The sequence below is a fragment of the Methylobacterium sp. J-070 genome (assembly GCF_022829385.1).
GTDB lineage: Bacteria > Pseudomonadota > Alphaproteobacteria > Rhizobiales > Beijerinckiaceae > Methylobacterium.
Genome location: NZ_JAKSXX010000237.1, coordinates 80,922 through 95,234 on the forward strand (window position 1 = coordinate 80,922; position 14,313 = coordinate 95,234).

Here is a 14,313-nt window from a genome sequence, read left to right on the forward strand (position 1 = left end):
AGGTCGAACGGCACGTCAACGACCGGTCGAATGAAGCGTTGCGCCGCCGGCGGCCGGTGGTGGACGGGGAACCCCGGGGCGGTGCCCCGGGGTCGGTGGGCCGGCGCGGGGCCGGCCCGCAGGATCAGTCGATGACCTCGACGATGCGGTGGCCGCGGTCGACCAGCACGGGGCGGTCGTTGACCACGGTGTAGCGGTAGCCCGGCTGCACGCGGTACTCGCTGGGCACGTCGTAGTAGGTCACGCCCGAGGCCGGCAGGGTCGAGCCGACGGCGACGCGGCCGTCGTAATCGTACGAGCGGACGTTGCGCTCGCGGACGTAGCTGCGGAAGCGCGGGGCCATGTCGACGCCGAGGATGCCGCCCACCGTGCCGGTGGCCGCGCCCACCGCGCCGCCGACGATCCCGCCGATCGGGCCGGCCGCATCGGCACCCGCGGCCGCGCCGCGCTCGGCACCCGGGATGGTGCCCTGGGCCTGGGCGGCCAGCGGCAGCGACAGGACGAGGGCCGAGGCGGCGATGAGGGTCTTGAAGGTCATACGGGATTGCTCCGTTCCGTGGCGTTCCGCCGCAGAGGCGCGGCGAAGCTCGGGTCGGTAACGCCCGCTCCCCGGATTCGGATGCATCTTATTTTTCGGCGCGCCGGCCCGGCGCGCGCGGTTCCTAGCCGTCCTTGGGCATCGCCGACTGGATGAACCGGTCGGAGCCGAGATCCTCCTCGTCGTAGCCCAGCAGCTCCGCCAGACGGCCGCGGGCGCGGCTGACGCGGCTCTTCACGGTGCCGACCTTGCAACCCATGATGGCGGCGGCCTCCTCGTACGAGACCCCCTCGGCCCCCACCAGGACGAGGGCCTCGCGCTGGTCCGGCGGCAGCTTGGCCAGCGCCGATTGCAGGTCCTCGACGTCGAGCCGGTCGCCCTGGTGGGGGGCGGTGGCGAGCCGGGCCGCGTAGGAGCCGTCCTGATCCTCGACCTCGCGCACCCGCTTGCGGTGGTCCGAGTAGAAGATGTTGCGCAGGATCGTGAACAGCCACGCGTTCAGGTTGGTCCCCGGCTGGAACCGGGCGCGGTGCTGCCAGCCCTTGAGCAGCGTGTCCTGGACGAGATCGTCCGAGCGGGCGGGGTTCGACGTCAGCGAGAGCGCGAAGGCTCGCAGGGACGGGACCGCCGCCAGCAGGCCGTTGCGGAATTCCGGCTCGATCGCCTCGCCCCGGGCGCGCAGGGCCGTCTCGAGCTGCTCGATCAGCTCGGCGAACCGGGACGGGAGCGTCTCCTCGCCGATCCGCTCGTAGACGGTGCGCAGGTGCTCCCCGAGATGCGAGCGGATGCCGGGGGCCAGGTTCGGGCGGCCATCCCGCGTCCCGTCCTCCTGGGACAGGACGATGTCGGTGTCGTCGCGGGTCATGCGTATCGCGCTCGTCAACTTATCGTGGCTCGACCTGCGGTCCCCGGACGGTCGAGGCGGAGCGCTTTGCGACCTGGATCCGGAGAGAAATCCCGCCGATGCGCTCCTGTTACCGGCGTTCTAGCGCATCGGGCGCGGGCATGCACCCTCGACCGAACCTCACTTAAGCTGGGTTGGCCGGTCTCAACAGGCGGATCGCCCCATCCCGCAGGGTCAGGACGTCGCCGCGGGCGAGGTCGGTCCAGCGCTCGTCCCGGGTCAGCGCCTGAGTGGCGATGACCGTCACCACGTCGTCCTCGGTGGTCTCCTCGGCGAAATCCACCTGCCAGTCCTCGTCGATCAGGGTGGCCTTGCCGAAGGGTGCGCGGCGGGTCAGGTAGCAGAGGCGCTTGCCGCAATGGGCATAGAGGGTCCGGCTGTCGGTCAGCAGCATGTTGAACACCCCGAGCCCGTGCAGCTCGCCCGCGAGGTCGGCCACGGCGCGGTCCAGGGTCCCGGGCCGGGGGAGCGCCCGGAACCGGGCCTGGAGGCGGCCGAGCATCCAGCAGAAGGCGTGCTCGCTGTCGGTGGAGCCGATCGGCATGAAGCCGCCGAGCGGCAGCCGCTTCACGCCCTTGAGCTGGCCGTTATGCGCGAAGGTCCAGCGGCGGCCCCACAGTTCCCGGGCGAAGGGGTGGGTGTTCTCCAGGCTGACGCGGCCGCGATTGGCCTTTCGGACATGGGCCACGACGATCCGGCTCTTGATCGGCATGTCGCGCAGCAGCCGGGCGAGCTGCGAGCGCGAACTCGGCTCCGGATCGTGGAAGCTGCGGCAGGTGCGCCCGTCGTAGAAGCTGATGCCCCAACCGTCGGCGTGAGGCCCGGTCTCGCCGCCGCGCCGGGCGAGACCGGCGAAGGAGAAGCGGATGTCGGTCGGCACGTTGGCGCTCATGCCGAGCAATTCGCACATCAGAGTAACGCCAGGGCCATGCGGGGGAGAAGCGACGTTTAGGAGGCTTCGGTCCCCCGGACAACGACTTTCGAACCGCTCAACGCGCCAGATAATCCGTCAGCGTCATGCCCACCAGGATGGCGACCCAGAAGAAGCCGAGCCCCGAGAACAGCCGGATCAGCGGCGGCTCGTGGATCACCTCCATGGAGACCAGGAGGATCAGCGCCACCATCACGGCGACGACCGCGAGCTCGACGATCCAGACCTGCGCGAAGGGCAGGGTGGCGCCGAGCGTGACGTTGACGGCGAGCAGGGCCAGCAGCGCCAGGAAGGTGAGGACCGGCGTGCGCAGGCGCCGCCGGACCAGGGCGCGGTCGTCGGCGCTCAAGGCGGCGAGGGGGTTGCGCATCCTATCGGTTCACCACGTAGAGGATCGGGAAGGCCAGGATCCAGACCAGGTCGATGAAGTGCCAGTACAGGCCGTAGACCTCGATCCAGTTCTGGTGGCGGGCCAGGAAGCCGGCCCTGGCGGCCATCCAGGTCATGCCGAGCAGGAGCGCGATGCCGGTGAACAGGTGCAGCGCGTGCAGCAGCGTGGCGACGTAGTAGAGGTTCACGAACAGCCGCGCCGCCGGGGTCTCGGCCAGCGCGAACGGCCGCCCGCTCAGGAACGGCATCATGTGCTCGTCCCAGTCGGCGTAGTACTCGTAGCCCTTGAGGACCAGGAACAGGCTGCCGAGCGCCGCCGTCGCCAGCATCGTCCGGACCATGGCGCGCTGCCAGCCGATCCGCGAGAATTCGATCGCCATCGACATGGTCAGGCTGGAGCCGATCAGCACCACGGTGTTGGTGGCGCCGATCCAGAACTTGAGGTGCTGGGCCGCCGCGACCGTCGCCTCGGGATGCTGGATCCGGGTGATCAGCGCCACCAGGAACAGGGCCGAGAACAGCAGGAGCTCGGTGATCAGCCACGCCCAGATGCCGAGCGTCGCGGCCGCGCGCTGCTGGGCCACGGTCTCGAAATGCCCGGCGCGGGCGACCCCGACGCCGTCCGCCAGGGGCTCGCTCATCCGTGCTGGTCCCGGGATTCCTGGGCCTGGATCGGATAGTCGTAGGGGATGCGCGGCACTTCGGGCGGGGTGAGGAAATTGTGCGTCGGCGGCGGGGAGGCGGTCTCCCATTCGAGGCCCTTGGCGTTCCACGGGTTGGCGGCCGCCTTGCGCCCGAACCACAGGGAATAGACGAGGTAGAGCATCGGGAAGAGGTAGCCCGCCGCCAGGATCGTGGCGCCCGCCGAGGACAGCACGTTGAGCAGCTGGAACTCGGGCGGGTAGGTCGCGTAGCGCCGCGGCATCCCGAGGTAGCCGAGGATGAATTGCGGGAAGAAGGTCACGTTGAAGCCGAGGAAGATCAGCAGCGCCGAGACCCGGCCCCAGGGCTCGCTGTACATCCGGCCGGTGAATTTCGGCCACCAGAAGTGGAGGCCGCCGAGGAAGGCCAGCACCGTGCCGCCGACCATGATGTAGTGGAAGTGGGCGACCACGAAGTAGGTCGCGTGGATGTGCTGGTTGATGGACAGGGTCGCGAGGTAGAGGCCGGTGAGGCCGCCGAGCACGAACAGGCCGATATAGCCCATCGCGTAGAGCATCGGCGTGTCGAGCCGGAGCGAGCCCTTATGGATCGTGGCGGTCCAGTTGTAGACCTTCACCGCCGAGGGCACCGCCACGGCGAACGACAGGGCCGAGAACACCAGCGAGGCCAGGTCGCTCTGGCCGTTGACGAACATGTGGTGACCCCAGACGAAGAAGGTCACCGAGGCGAGCCCGATCGACGCGTAGGCGACGAAGCGGTAGCCGAACAGCTTCTTCTGCGCGAAGGCCGGGACGATCTCGGAGATCACCCCCATGCCGGGCAGGACCATGATGTACACGGCCGGGTGCGAGTAGAACCAGAACAGGTGCTGGAACAGCACCGGGTCGCCGCCATAGGCCGGGTCGAACACGCCGATATGGAAGCCGCGCTCCATGATCAGCAGGATCAACGCCGTGGTGATCACCGGCGTGGCGAGCAGGAAGATCAGGCTCGTGGCGTAGTGCGTCCAGACGAAGATCGGCAGCTTGAACCACGTCATGCCGGGCGCCCGCATGGTGTGGATCGTGACCACGAAGTTGAGGCCCGTCAGGATCGACGAGAAGCCCACGATGGTGACGCCGATCAGCGCCGGCAGCACCCAGGTGTTCGAGAAGGCGGTGGAGAGCGGCGCGTAGAAGGTCCAGCCGGTGTCGACCCCGCCCAGCACCACCGAGACGAGGGTGAACAGGGCGCCCGCCATGAACACGTACCAGCTCGTCAGGTTGAGCTTGGGAAAGGCGAGGTCCTTGGCCCCGATCATGAGGGGGATCAGGAAATTGCCGAAGGTCGCGGGGATCGACGGGATCAGGAAGAACCACACCATCACGACGCCGTGGATGGTGAAGGCCTTGTTGTAGGTGTCGTTGGTCATGATCGCGCCGTTCGGCACGACGAGGGCGAGGCGCACGATCCCCGCCGCCAGGGCCCCGATCACGAAGAAGCCGGTGATCGATGTGAGGTAGAGGATCGCGATACGCTTGTGGTCGGTGGCGAGGAACCACGAGCGCAGGGTCGATTCCGCGTGCAGATAATCGGCCTTGCGCCCGATCGTGGATTCCGGGGCGTGGGGTTCCCGGCGGGCCGTGCCGCCGATGCTGCCCGATGCGCTCATCGTGTCGCCCTCGATAGAAGGGGATCAAGGCCGAGCGTCGGGACGCTCGCGCGTGTCTCCCTCCCCCCTCTGCGGGGGAGGGGGGCCCCCGAAGGGGGTCGGGAGAGGGGAGCGACGGTGCAGGACGAGGCTTGGCCCGTCCCGCCAGTCGCATCCCATTCTGAGCCCGGGTTCCCCGCTCCCGACCCCTGCTCACGCAGGGGCCACCCTCCCCCGCAGAGGGGGGAGGGGGATCCGCGCGCCCTGCGAACCACCGATCGACTCTCCGAGGTGACCCCGTTCATCATCGCGTGGCGTCCGCGGCCTGTGACGTCGGATAAGCCTTCAAGAAGTCGATCAGCGTCCCGAGCTCGTCCTCCGGGATCCGGCCGGCGAAGCTCGGCATCACCTGCTTGTACCCGTCGGCGAGCCGGTCGCCGTTCGGGTTCAGGATTTTTTCGCGCAGCCATCCATCATCCGCCGTCACGGTGCGCCCGTCGGCGAGCTTCACCTGCGATCCGTAGAGACCGGCGAGGCTCGGCGCCTTCACGGCCGAGCCGGGTTCGTGGCAGCCGGCGCAGCCATAGGCTTCGTAGAGGGTGCGGCCGGCCGCGACCCTGCCCTGCTGTGCCCCCGCATGGGTCAACCAGTCCTGGTAGTCGCCGGGATTCATGAAGGTGATCTCGCCACCCATCACCGAATGGTCGGTGCCGCAATATTCCGAGCAGTAGAGGTGGTAGGTGCCGGTCCTGTCGGCCTTGAACCACAGGTCGGTGTAGCGATCGGGCAGGGCGGCGACCTGCAGGCGGACCGCCGGCAGGTAGAGGGCGTGGATCACGTCCTGGCTGATGATGCGCAGGCGGATCGGCTGGCCGATCGGCACGTGCAGGTCGTTGATCTCCGCCTGGCCGGTCGGGTGCTGGAACTTCCACATCCACTGGCGGCCGACCGCCTCGATCACCATCGCATCCGGGGGCGCGGTCTTCGAGGCGATGAACATCCGCGCGCCCCAGACGAAGAAGATCAGCGTCAGGAGGAACGGGATCAGCATCCAGCTGATCTCGATGAGGTTGGAGCGGATGCCCGAAGGGCTGCGATCCGCCTCGGACCCCTCCCGGTAGCGCAGGGCGAAGTAGGTGATCGCCACGAAGACCGGCACGGTCAGCAGCAGCGTCAGCACGGTGAAGGCCAGGATGAGCAGGTCCGTCTCGCTCGCGACGGTCGAGACCGCGGCGGGCCAGAGCTGGAGGGAATCGTGGCTCGGCGTCATCGCGCGGCGGGCTCCGCCGGGTCGAGGGGCCGGCCGACGACCAGGTCCATGGCGCGCCCGATCGGAATGCGGGCCCGGACCCGGGACTCGTCCCGGTAGCCGTAGCCGGCGAGATCGGCCTCGGCCGCCGCCCGCGCGCGGGCGATGTCGACGTAGGGATCGGCCTGGAGGTTCGGCGGCGGCGGCACGAGCCGCGCCGTCTGCTGGGGCGTCAGGGTCGGCAAGGCCCGGCGTTGGCTCGCCGCGAAGCTGCCCATCAGCCAGACCATGGTCCCGACGACGGTCAGGGCCGAGAGGGCGAGGCCGGCCATGACCAGCGCGGTCTTGCGAACGTCGACGTCGCGCGTCTCGTGCCCGGGTCCGTCGGGATCGCGCCGGGTGTCGTCGGGCGCCGGGCGCTGCGGCCGCCCGTTCAGCAGGCCGCTCCCGCGCAGCGTGAGCCCGGCCAGGATCGCCGGGATCAGGCCGGAGGGACCGCCGCGGCTCATGCCGGCCTCCCGGAGCGGCGGGCCTCGGAGGCCGCCCGGTCGGCGCGCGGCCGCAGCACGGGCCGGAGGGCGGCCGCGAGACACGCGACGGCGCCCGCCGCCAGCACGTCGCTCGGCCGGATCACGAACCGGTCGCGCAGGGCGGGGGTGACCAGCCAGAACATCTCGAGGGCGTGCACGGCGAGCGCCGCGCCTGCGAGGATCCGGGTCGTCGGGCGTCCCGGCCGGAGGGTCGCGAGCCCGGCCAGGACCACGACCGCCCCCGCCGCGATCGCCAGCGCCCGCCCGAGCCAGCCGCCCCGGACGAGGTACCACGTCACCTCCGGCGGCAGGTTCGCCGACCAGACGATCAGGAACTGCACGAAGTGCAGGTAGGCCCAGAGCCCGAGCAGGACCACCAGGGGCACCAGCCGGCCGCGCCCCGGCGCGGTGCGGCCGCGGCCGACGGGCTCCGGTTCCTCCCAGGCGAGCAGGATCGCCGCCGCGAAGGCGAGCCCGCTCCAGGCGGTCATGACCAGCAGACCGAGCAGGCTGGAATCGAGCCGCGGGTCCAGGGACGCGACGACGTCCGTGACGAACAGCGTGCCGACCACGGCATGGAGGGCGACCGCCGGCACGGTCCGCCTCTCGCCCGGCGCGGGGAAGGGACGGGCGAAGCGGAGCGCGAGCCAGGTCCAGGCGCCGAGATAGGCGATGACCCGCGCCGTGAAGAACGGCGTCGTGAACCAGAGCGCCGCCAGCGGCGTGCGGGCCGGGGCGCCCGTCCAGGGGTAGAGCAGGGGGACGGCGGCGAGCAGGGGCAGGCCCAGGAGGGCGGCCAGCGGCATCAGGGCCATCAGCCGGCGCAGGCCCGCCAGCATCTCGACGCCGCCGCGCGCGCGCACGCGGGTCCCGAACCGCTCGGCCACGATGATCACCGGCAGAGCGCCCACGGGCAGCCCGAGGAGGGCGAGCCAGGCCGCCAGATAGGAGCCCGCCCCCCCGCGCCATCCCCCCGCGACCAGGCAGAGCGCCAGGAGCGCGAGACCGGCGAGGCCCTGGACGGCGGCGCGGCTCATCGGGTCGCCTCCAGCCGGGCGCGATCCGGCTCGGGCAGGCTCGCCGCCACGGCGTCCTGGCTGAGCTGGAGCGCGCGGAGATAGGCGACGATCGCCCAACGGTCCGCCGACGGGATCATCTGCGCCATGCCGAGCATCGCCTTCCGGCCGTTGGAGATGGCGTCGTAGAGGTCGGCCGCGGAGGCCCTGCGCTGCGGCTCGGCGGTCAGGTCGCCCGCCGGCGGGAAGCCGCGGGCCACGATCATCCCGGCCCCGCGGCCGTCCTGGCCGTGGCAGGGCGTGCAGAACACCGCGTAGCGCTCCCGCCCCCGGTCGAGCAGGTCCCGGCTGATGGTCTCCGGTTGCGGCGCCGGACGCGCGGGGTCGCTGCGCGGCACCGTGCCGGCCACCGGCTGGCGCATGGTGATCTCCCGCGGGAAGAACGGGTTCCTGTCCCAGGTCTTGGCCCGGGCCTGGTCGGCCATGTCGGCCTCGCCGCAGGCGGCCAGCGGCGCCAGGGCGAGGAGCGCGAGCGGGACGGCGCGCTTCATCGCGGGATCCGCCGGATCTCGATCGGGCGGCCCGCCTCGGCGGGCAGGCCCGCGAGCCGCCGCTCGATCCGCGCCGCGTCGAACCGGTCGCCCCGCGCCTCCGCCGAGAGGAAGAACCGGTCGTCCGAAGCGCGCAGGAAGCCCGGGATGTTGAAGGCCGGATGGTTCAGGCGCGGCAGGCGGTTGAGCACGAGGAGCGCGAGGTGGATCGCCACGCAGCCCGCCATCATCGCGAAGGAGATGCTGGGCACCACGAAGGAGGGCCAGGACAGGCGCGGACGCCCGCCGATCAGGAACACGTAATCGTACGCGGTGGCGTAGACGCACAGCGCGAAGAAGCCCGCGCCGCCGAGGAGGGCTCCGGCGAGGGCGTAGGGCAGGATGGAGCGGCCCTCCAGGCCGAGCGCCCGGAGGGTGCGGGGCAGGGGCACCGGCCCGTGCCCGTCGAGACGGGCGTGGTCGTGCCCGATCCCCGACACCGCCTGGAGCGCGGCGGCGAGATCGGCTTGGCTCGCGAAGGTGGCCGACACGCCCCAGAGCGGGGCCGCGACCGGATTCTCCGCCGGCCGGGCCGCCCGGGACGTGGCCGCGCGGGCCTCTTCCTGCGCGGCCGGCGCCTCCGCGAGGGCGAGGCGCCGGCTCTCGACGATCGACACGGCCGGCAGGTAGCGCAGGAACAGCAGCAGCAGGGTCAGGAACAGGCCGACCGAACCCGCGAAGGTGGCGATCCCCCAGAGATCGACCGTGTAGGGCAGCCTCGATGACGGCAGGAAATCCTGCGTCAGCGTCACGACGAGGACCATGACGTGGTCCGCATACGCGCCGACCGCGACCAGCAGGCCGACCGCCGCCAGGGCCAAAGGCGCGGTGCGGGCCCGGGCCGACCACAGGATCTGCGCCGGCAGGACCAGGCCGAGGACGGCCGTCCACGAGACGAGGGCGTGGTCCCCGGTCAGCCGTCGCACCAGCACGGCCCGGGCCTGCGCGTCGCCGCTGAGGACCGTGTCGAAGGCCTCGGCGGCGTAGCAATAGGCGCTGGCGCAGCCGAGGCAGAGCAGCAGCCGTCCGAGCACGTCGAGGTGGCGGGGGGTCACCAGGGCGTCGAGCCCGTAGACCACGCGGATCAGCATCACGATCACCGCGGTGACGCCGACGCCGGAATAGACTGCGTTGACCAGGAAGCTCACGGGCAGCAGCGTGCTGTGCCAGCCCGGCATCAGCGAGCCCGCCAGCATCACGGACGCGCCGGTCTGGACCGAGACCACCAGAAGCACCCCCAGCAGCGCCACCGTCTGGTAGGCCTGGACCCAGATCTGCCAGTGGGCGGCGGATCCGCGCCAGCCGGAGGCGAAGAGGCCGTAGACCTGGGCGCGCAGCAGCGCCCGCCCGCGGGTGGGCGCCTTGGCGTCGGCCTGACGGGTCGCCTCGGCGAAGGCGCGGTCGCGCAGGGTCGCGAGGTCGGGCAGCAGGCCGATGAACCAGAGGCTCACGCAGATCACCAGGAAGGACACGATGTCGATCGCGTCCCAGAGGAGCGGCGAGCGGAACTGCGGCCAGAGGTCGTAGGTGTTGGGGTAGGGCAGGTTCCAGAAGAAGAACCACGGCCGCCCGAGATGGATGATCGGGTAGAGCCCGGCGGAGGCGGTGGCGAGCAGCGCCAGGGTCTCGGCGACGCGGTTCACCGCCCCGCGCCATTCCGCCCCGAGCAGGAGCAGGATGCCGGAGACCAGCAGGCTCCCCGAGGCCACGCCGATCCACCAGTCGTAGCTGGCGATGTCGAGCGCCCAGACGACGGCGTTGTTGTTCGCCCAGATCCCCGGCCCGGCATAGAGCAGGTAGGCGAGGGTGACGGCGAACAGGCCCAGCAGCGCGCCCGCCCCCGCAAAGGCGATCCACCAGCGTCGGTTGCCCGGATGGGTCAGCGGGATCGCCGTCACGGCGCCGCCGATCCCCTGCAGGGTCTCGTCCGGCCGGATCAGGGGGCCGCCCGCGACAGCGCCGGACATGCTCAGCCCTCCCGCTCGCTCGGATCGGAGACGGGCGGCGCGAGCCCGGCGAGGTAGGTGGTGCGCGGCCGCGTGTTCAGGTGGCCGAGCAGCGCGTATTCCCGGGGATCCCTGCGGGCGGCCGAGACCCGGCTCCCCGCATCGGCGACGTTGCCGAAGGTGATGGCCCGGGTCGGGCAGGCGCCCTGGCAGGCGGTCTCGACGGCGCCGTCGGGGATCGGCGCGTGCGCATCCTTGGCGGAGGCGATCCGCGCCGCCGAGATGCGCTGGATGCAGTAGGTGCACTTCTCCATCACGCCGCGGGCGCGCACCGTCACCTCGGGGTTGCGCTGCTGCTGCTCCACCGGGGTCAGGCCGCCGGTATAGTCGAGGTAGTTGAACCGGCGGACCTTGTAGGGGCAGTAGCTCTGGCAGGTCCGGGTGCCGACGCAGCGGTTGTAGACCTGCAGGTTCAGGCCCTCGCTGTCGTGCAGGGTCGCCTCCACGGGGCAGCCGAGCTCGCAGGGCGCCTGCTCGCAGTGCATGCAGGGCACCGGCTGGAAATGCGTGGCCGGCGCATCCGGCGCGCCCGCGTAGTAGCGGTCGATCCGCAGCCAGCCCATCCAGCGGCCGAGCCGCACTTCCTCGCGGCCGACCACCGGGATGTTGTTCTCCGCCTGGCAGGCCGTGACGCAGGCGTTGCAGCCGATGCAGGCGTCGAGGTCGATGGCCATGCCCCATTGGGCGGCGACCCGGCGGTCCTGGCTCTCCGGCGGCGGGTAGAACGAGGCGGGCGCCGGCGCGCCCTTCGGGTCGCCCACCGGCGCGGCGCCGAGCGCCTGGACGCGCACGAGGTCCTCCCCCTCCATCGTGCCGAGGTGCTGGGTGGTGGCCGGCATGCTCCGCCGCCCGGTCTTCGCCAGCCGCGCCCCCGAGAGCCGCCAGGACGTGCCGACCGGCCGCAGGGGCCCGGCATCGTAGCCGAGGCCGCGGGACAGGTGGTCCGGCACGGCGCGGCCGTAGCCGAGGGTCAGGGTCACGGTGTCGTCGGCCTGGCCCGGCAGGATCCAGGCGGGCCCCTCGATCGCGCGGCCCTCCGCCTCGATGCGCAGGACGTCGCCCGTGGCGATCCCCTCGCGCTCGGCGTGGCGCGGGCTCACCGCGACCACGTTGTCCCAGACCACCTTGGTCAGCGGCTTCGGCAGCTCCTGGAGCCATGCGAGGTCGGCATGGGTGCCGTCCCAGATCGTGGGATCGGGCCGGAACAGCACCTCGATCCCGCCGACGGGCGGCGCGGGGGCCGGCGGCGCGGCCTGCGTCAGCGCCACCGTCTCGGCCGGCCGGGCGCTGCCCGCCCAGAAGCCCTGGCGCAGGGCCTCGGAGAAGCGGGTCTCGAAGGCCGCCGCGTCCTCGCCGTCGCCGCGCCAGCGCGCCTTGAGGAGGCCGAGCGGATCCTCGGCGCCGTCCCCGCCGGCCAGGAAGGCCGCCATCTCCGGCAGGGTGCGGCCGTTGTACAGGGGCGCGACCGTCGGCTGGATCAGCCCCGCGGTCCCGTCGAGGGACCGGACGTCGCCCCAGGATTCCAGCGGATGCGCGATGGGCAGGTGCCAGTCGGCGTGGGCGCCGGTCTCGTCGTAGTAGAGCCCGGCATGGATCTTCAGCGTCACCCGCTGCATCCCGGCGGCGAAGTCGAGGGCGCCGGGCGCATCGTAGACCGGGTTGGCACCGAGCACGACGAGCGCCGTCACGGCGCCGCGCCCCATCGCCTCCGCCAGCTCGGCGAGGGTCCCGGCACCCGGCTCCGCCGTCGGCTCCGTGTGCCGCAGGGTCGTGCCGGTATTGCCGAGCGCCCCGTTCAGGCGGTGCACCAGCTCGTGCAGCTCCGGGCTCGCGGTCAGGCCGGCGGTGACGATGCCGGCCCCCCGCGCCGCGGTGAGCGCAGTCCCGGCGCCCCGCGCCCAGCGGGCGACGGCATCGTCGCCTTCGGGTGCCGGGCCGCCCCCTGCCAGGTTCAGGAGATCCCGGGCGAGGGCCTCCAGGCGGGCGGCCGGGACCACGACGCCGTGATCCGCCTTGGCGCTGGTCAGGGTCGGGGTCGGTGCGGCGGCGTGGAGGGTGAGCAGGCGTCCTTGCGCGTAGGCCGCGCGGCGCGCCGCGCTCCATCGCCCGGCGAGGCCGACCTGGCCGGGGCCGAGATCGAGGAAGTCGCCGTCCAGCGCCACGATGGTGCGCGCACGCTCGAAATCCGGGAGCGTCTCCAGCGGCTGGCCGTAGGCCCGGCGGGCGCCCTCGTAGAGGCCGTCGCGGGTCGCACCCGCGCCGACATGCCAGCGCAAGGCCGGGTAGGCGGCCCGCAGCCGGGCGATCTGCGCCGCCAGCGTGGGCGAGGTCACCGGGCCGGTGAGCAGGGCCACGCCCTCGCCCCCGCGCGACCGCCAGGCCGGCAGCTGCGCCTGCAGGGCCGCGCGGAACGCCGCCCAGGAACTCGGCCGGCCGAGATGCTGCACCGCCTGCGAGCGGAACGGATCGTACAGGCCGAGCACCGAGGCCTGGGCCAGCACGTCGGTGCCGCCCCGGCTCCAGGGATGGTCGGGATTGCCCTCGATCTTCAGGGGCCGGCCGTTGCGGGTGGTGACCAGGATCCCGTTGCCGAACCCGTCGAAGACCGCCGAGGAGGCGTAGGACAGGTCCGTCCCCGGCACGATCCGCTCGGGCTGGTTGACATAGGGCACCTCGTAGGCGCGCCCGCCGCCCCCGCCGCAGGCGGTGAGCCCGCCCAGCGCGAAGGAGGCGGCCATCAGCTTCAGGAAGCCGCGCCGTTCGGGGGCGGCGGCGAGACGGGCCGCGGAGGGGAACTCGGCGGCGAGGTAGTCGCGAAACTCCGGGCTGTCGGCCACGGCGTCGAGGCTGCGCCAGTAGCGCGGGCCGTCGCCGCGGGCGAGCTTCTCGCGGAGCGCTGCGATGTCGGGGGCGCCGGTCATCGGTGGCAGATCCCGCATTCGGTGAGCCGTTCCCCGCCGCGGATGTGGTTCTGGGCGACGAGCTTCGGTCCCAGCGTCGCCTGATCGGCGGGCGGCGTCCACGTCATGTTCCAGACCTGATCGGGCGCCCGCACGTATTTCTCCGGCGCCCGGTGGCAGTCGAGGCAGAACCGCATCTCGAAGGCGTTGGCCCGGTAGGTCATCTGCATCGACGTCACGTCGCCGTGGCAGGTCGAGCAGCCGATCCCCTTCGTCACGTGGACGGAGTGGTTGTAGTAGACGTATTGCGGCAGCTTGTTCAGCCGTTTCCATTCCAGCGGCTTGTCCTGCGCGTAGCTGTCGCGCACGGGCTTGAGCATGTCCGAGCCGGTCCAGATCTGCGTATGGCAGGTCATGCAGGTCTGGGTCGGCGGGATGCCGGCCGTGGCCTCCCGCTCGACCGTGGTGTGGCAGTAGCGGCAGTCGATCCCGAGCTCGCCGGAATGGTGCTTGTGGCTGAACGGCAGCGGCTGGGCCGGCGCGATCCCGACGCCGGTGACGTAGTTCGAGCGCACGATCCCGGCCGCCAGAACCGGCAGCCCGACCAGACAGGCGACCCCGGTCATGAGGGCGAGGCGATAGAGCGCATCCGCGCCGGGCGTGAACAGCTGCGCCATCAGGCGCGCCCGCGCCCGGAGGGGACCGGACCTGCGCGCTCGGTCTGCTCAACCCCTCGCCGCAAGCGTGGCCTCATCCTCTGCGAACGCGCCCCGCCGCCGAGGAGGCCCGTCCCACGGGACACGGCATCCCGACACAGCCGAGCCGTTCGATCCGGTCGCACCGTTCCGGCCCGCCCGCCCGCGCGGGGCGGCTCGGTGGAGCGGAGCGAAGCTTCGCGCCGACGGCACGCATGACAGACCCCGTGGCAGACCCCATGACAATCCCCGTGGCCGTCCTCTGGCAGAG

General features: G+C 71.9%; 13 protein-coding genes. All 13 read right to left on the reverse strand.

The features are described 5' to 3' along the window. Nucleotides 1–124: 124 nt before the first annotated feature. The 13 genes from MKL01_RS27220 to MKL01_RS27280 all read right to left on the reverse strand — a co-directional run bounded on the left by MKL01_RS27220 (nt 125) and on the right by MKL01_RS27280 (nt 14,024). The gene (locus MKL01_RS27220) at nt 125–538 is read right to left on the reverse strand and encodes a DUF1236 domain-containing protein (protein WP_243908296.1); all 414 of its coding nucleotides are present in this window, start codon (nt 536–538) and stop codon (nt 125–127) included. Between the two features lie 124 nt (nt 539–662). Then, entirely contained in the window at nt 663–1,403 is a 741-nt protein-coding gene (locus MKL01_RS27225; RefSeq protein WP_243908297.1) for a NepR family anti-sigma factor, read from the reverse strand. A 163-nt stretch (nt 1,404–1,566) separates the two neighbouring features. Further along, nucleotides 1,567–2,352, reverse strand: a complete 786-nt coding sequence (locus MKL01_RS27230) for a class II glutamine amidotransferase (RefSeq protein ID WP_243908298.1) — start codon at nt 2,350–2,352, stop codon at nt 1,567–1,569. Nucleotides 2,353–2,431: 79 nt separating this feature from the next. Next, nucleotides 2,432–2,743: an oxidase gene (locus MKL01_RS27235; protein ID WP_243908299.1), complete on the reverse strand. Its 312-nt coding sequence runs from the start codon at nt 2,741–2,743 to the stop codon at nt 2,432–2,434. Between the two features lies 1 nt (nt 2,744). Next, nucleotides 2,745–3,404 (reverse strand): cytochrome c oxidase subunit 3, encoded by a 660-nt coding sequence (locus MKL01_RS27240; protein ID WP_243908300.1) that lies wholly within the window; start codon nt 3,402–3,404, stop codon nt 2,745–2,747. Then, a complete protein-coding gene (locus MKL01_RS27245; RefSeq protein WP_243908301.1) occupies nt 3,401–5,077 on the reverse strand; it encodes a cbb3-type cytochrome c oxidase subunit I in 1,677 nt (558 codons plus the stop codon). The genes MKL01_RS27240 and MKL01_RS27245 overlap by 4 nt, the downstream gene beginning before the upstream one ends. A gap of 283 nt (nt 5,078–5,360) precedes the next feature. After that, nucleotides 5,361–6,326, reverse strand: coding sequence for a cytochrome c oxidase subunit II (gene coxB, locus MKL01_RS27250; protein WP_243908302.1), 966 nt, complete (start codon nt 6,324–6,326; stop codon nt 5,361–5,363). Next, nucleotides 6,323–6,814, reverse strand: a complete 492-nt coding sequence (locus tag MKL01_RS27255) for a hypothetical protein (RefSeq protein WP_243908303.1) — start codon at nt 6,812–6,814, stop codon at nt 6,323–6,325. Before MKL01_RS27255 ends, coxB begins: the two co-directional genes overlap by 4 nt. Then, complete coding sequence (locus MKL01_RS27260; protein WP_243908304.1) at nt 6,811–7,872, reverse strand: hypothetical protein; 1,062 nt, start codon at nt 7,870–7,872, stop codon at nt 6,811–6,813. Before MKL01_RS27260 ends, MKL01_RS27255 begins: the two co-directional genes overlap by 4 nt. Further along, nucleotides 7,869–8,402 carry a c-type cytochrome gene (locus MKL01_RS27265; RefSeq protein WP_243908305.1) on the reverse strand — a complete coding sequence of 178 codons (534 nt, stop codon included), beginning with the start codon at nt 8,400–8,402 and terminating at the stop codon, nt 7,869–7,871. The genes MKL01_RS27260 and MKL01_RS27265 overlap by 4 nt, the downstream gene beginning before the upstream one ends. Beyond that, nucleotides 8,399–10,408 (reverse strand): quinol:electron acceptor oxidoreductase subunit ActD, encoded by a 2,010-nt coding sequence (locus tag MKL01_RS27270; RefSeq protein ID WP_243908306.1) that lies wholly within the window; start codon nt 10,406–10,408, stop codon nt 8,399–8,401. Before MKL01_RS27270 ends, MKL01_RS27265 begins: the two co-directional genes overlap by 4 nt. A 2-nt stretch (nt 10,409–10,410) precedes the next feature. Next, nucleotides 10,411–13,368 carry a TAT-variant-translocated molybdopterin oxidoreductase gene (locus MKL01_RS27275; RefSeq protein WP_243908307.1) on the reverse strand — a complete coding sequence of 986 codons (2,958 nt, stop codon included), beginning with the start codon at nt 13,366–13,368 and terminating at the stop codon, nt 10,411–10,413. Then, a complete protein-coding gene (locus MKL01_RS27280; protein ID WP_243908308.1) occupies nt 13,365–14,024 on the reverse strand; it encodes a cytochrome c3 family protein in 660 nt (219 codons plus the stop codon). Before MKL01_RS27280 ends, MKL01_RS27275 begins: the two co-directional genes overlap by 4 nt. Nucleotides 14,025–14,313 lie beyond the last annotated feature (289 nt).

Bases quoted from the DNA above. Each gene is read 5' to 3' on its own strand.
- MKL01_RS27275 (WP_243908307.1), bottom strand. From the start codon at position 13,368: ATGACCGGCGCCCCCGACATCGCAGCGCTCCGCGAGAAGCTCGCCCGC.
- MKL01_RS27240 (WP_243908300.1), bottom strand. From the start codon at position 3,404: ATGAGCGAGCCCCTGGCGGACGGCGTCGGGGTCGCCCGCGCCGGGCAT.
- MKL01_RS27255 (WP_243908303.1), bottom strand. From the start codon at position 6,814: ATGAGCCGCGGCGGTCCCTCCGGCCTGATCCCGGCGATCCTGGCCGGG.
- MKL01_RS27230 (WP_243908298.1), bottom strand. From the start codon at position 2,352: ATGTGCGAATTGCTCGGCATGAGCGCCAACGTGCCGACCGACATCCGC.
- MKL01_RS27245 (WP_243908301.1), bottom strand. From the start codon at position 5,077: ATGAGCGCATCGGGCAGCATCGGCGGCACGGCCCGCCGGGAACCCCAC.
- coxB (WP_243908302.1), bottom strand. From the start codon at position 6,326: ATGACGCCGAGCCACGATTCCCTCCAGCTCTGGCCCGCCGCGGTCTCG.
- MKL01_RS27265 (WP_243908305.1), bottom strand. From the start codon at position 8,402: ATGAAGCGCGCCGTCCCGCTCGCGCTCCTCGCCCTGGCGCCGCTGGCC.
- MKL01_RS27220 (WP_243908296.1), bottom strand. From the start codon at position 538: ATGACCTTCAAGACCCTCATCGCCGCCTCGGCCCTCGTCCTGTCGCTG.
- MKL01_RS27235 (WP_243908299.1), bottom strand. From the start codon at position 2,743: ATGCGCAACCCCCTCGCCGCCTTGAGCGCCGACGACCGCGCCCTGGTC.
- MKL01_RS27225 (WP_243908297.1), bottom strand. From the start codon at position 1,403: ATGACCCGCGACGACACCGACATCGTCCTGTCCCAGGAGGACGGGACG.
- MKL01_RS27270 (WP_243908306.1), bottom strand. From the start codon at position 10,408: ATGTCCGGCGCTGTCGCGGGCGGCCCCCTGATCCGGCCGGACGAGACC.
- MKL01_RS27280 (WP_243908308.1), bottom strand. From the start codon at position 14,024: ATGGCGCAGCTGTTCACGCCCGGCGCGGATGCGCTCTATCGCCTCGCC.
- MKL01_RS27260 (WP_243908304.1), bottom strand. From the start codon at position 7,872: ATGAGCCGCGCCGCCGTCCAGGGCCTCGCCGGTCTCGCGCTCCTGGCG.